General features: G+C 53.1%; 2 protein-coding genes and 1 pseudogene. 1 reads left to right on the top strand and 2 read right to left on the bottom strand.

Features of this window, described 5'->3' with window-relative positions:
- Positions 1-297, top strand: a 297-nt coding sequence (locus J4G02_22220) for an SDR family oxidoreductase (GenBank protein MCE2397228.1), incomplete at its 5' end; no start/stop codon positions are given.
- 62 nt (positions 298-359) lie between these two features.
- Here the strand turns inward: J4G02_22220 and J4G02_22215 are convergent.
- Positions 360-1,509 (bottom strand): annotated as a pseudogene (locus tag J4G02_22215) (mandelate racemase/muconate lactonizing enzyme family protein).
- 167 nt (positions 1,510-1,676) lie between these two features.
- Positions 1,677-1,877, bottom strand: a 201-nt coding sequence (locus tag J4G02_22210) for a 4-hydroxy-2-oxo-heptane-1,7-dioate aldolase (protein ID MCE2397227.1), incomplete at its 5' end; no start/stop codon positions are given.

Raw genomic sequence — 1,877 nt, 5'->3', positions numbered from 1 at the left:
GGTGAAACCCGACAACGCGCCAACGCCGGTTATGGTGCAGCGAAATGGGGACTGATAGGACTCACCCGTAATCTCGCGCGCCAATACCGCGATGATGGGATTCGGGTGAACTGTATCTGTCCCGGTGGTATTGGCGACACTCGTGGCGAGGAGGATGCGGGACTGCCACCGCCTGAACTAGTTCGCGGGGGGCATCCGGCTGACATTGCAATGGCGGCAGTCTTTCTGGCATCGGATGAATCTGCTTGGATTAGCGGTGTCAGCATAGACATTGATGGCGGTGAATCCATGATGTAGTTGAAAGCTGGTTGTTCACCGCCATTCCTGAACGAAAACGAATCCTACAAAGGGGTTGCGCTTCAACCGGAGAACGGTGCGATCGCTTTGCTTCGCAGGTAATCGACATTCATCTCAATTCCCAAGCCGGGACGGTTGGATAGATGCAGGCAGCCATCCCTGACATCCAATGGATGATCTACCAGCACATCATAAGCATTGAGCTTGGCACGACTGGTCTCCAATTTGTAGAAATTTGGGACGGTCATCATTGATGGGACCGCTCGCATCGTGTGGGGAGATCGGCACGTAGTAAGCCTCCGCCTGCGTCGCAATCTTCTTCAACTCTGAGATACCACCTGCCCACGTCACGTCTGGCATGATAAAGTCAGCAAGCTCATTTTCGAGGACTGGCACGAACTCATAACGGGTCTGAAGTCGCTCACCGACACAGATTGGCACGCTGACGTTCTGTCTGACCTGCTTCAATGCGTGGTAGCTTTCGACAGGGACCGGCTCTTCAAACCAACCAATGTTATAAGGCTCCAACCTTTTAGCGAGCCGAATCGCTGTCGCCACGTCGAACCGACCGTGACAGTCGATGAGAATTTGAATGTCAGGTCCGACCGCCTCTCGAATCGCAGCGATCACATTTGCGCCCTGTTCTTCTCCTGCGGCGTCCATCTGCCCACTCAAATAGCCGTTGGCTTCCTCCGGATGGTGAGGGAACGGGTCAGTTTTCAAAGCTGTATGGCCGGTTTCCGCAATCGCTTTACAATGCACTGCCGCGCTCTCCGGATCTTTCCCACCCCCTGGGTGTGTATAAAGGGATATCGAGTCCCGAACGGGTCCCCCTCCAACTAGCTCATAGATTGGTAATCCCAACTGCTTACCACGAATATCCCACAATGCGATGTCAATGGCACTGACGATATTTGATGTGGCACCCCGCGTCCCCATGTAGGTGAACGCTCGGAAAACCTTGTTCCATATCGTCTCGATGCGCGTTGCATCGTCACCCTCAACCAGATTGCTGGTTTGTGCGAGCATGGCACAGACCGCTCTATTTGCTACTGAGGAGGTGCCGGTAATTTCGCCCCAGCCCGTAATCCCTTCGTCTGTTGAAACCTCAACGAAAACATACTCTCGTTCTCTACCGGAGGTTTCGCCGGCCGTATCTAGGTAAGGTGATTGTGATCTAACGAGCCACGGTGTAACACCGGTTATCTTCATCGTTTAACTCCTGTTTTCTAATGAATTCGTGGATTGGTTCATATAAAAAGAAGGTGCAAAGCATCCGCGAATTAACACGAATCTACGGGAACAAAAAAGTAAGGACTAAAGACGGTCAACCACAAGGGTTGCCCCTACTGTTGTACGGTTTCTTTACATGAGCGGTGTTATTTTGCTTCTTCAGCGCGGCTGACAAACTCGGCAGCACCGGCGGTGATCCACCCTCCAACACTAGTGAATAGGAAGCGGACGCCTGCCGCAGCGTACTTCGCAACATTATCGTTGTTGGCTAGCGTACCGGCGACCCGTCCTGCCGCTTGGATGCGAGCTAATGTGTCGTCGATTGTGCCCTGAACATCGGGGTGCTG

The sequence above is a fragment of the Candidatus Poribacteria bacterium genome (genome assembly GCA_021295755.1).
Lineage (GTDB): Bacteria > Poribacteria > WGA-4E > WGA-4E > PCPOR2b > PCPOR2b.
Note: the sequence above shows the minus strand (reverse complement) of the source record. Positions and strands in the feature narration are given on the sequence as shown.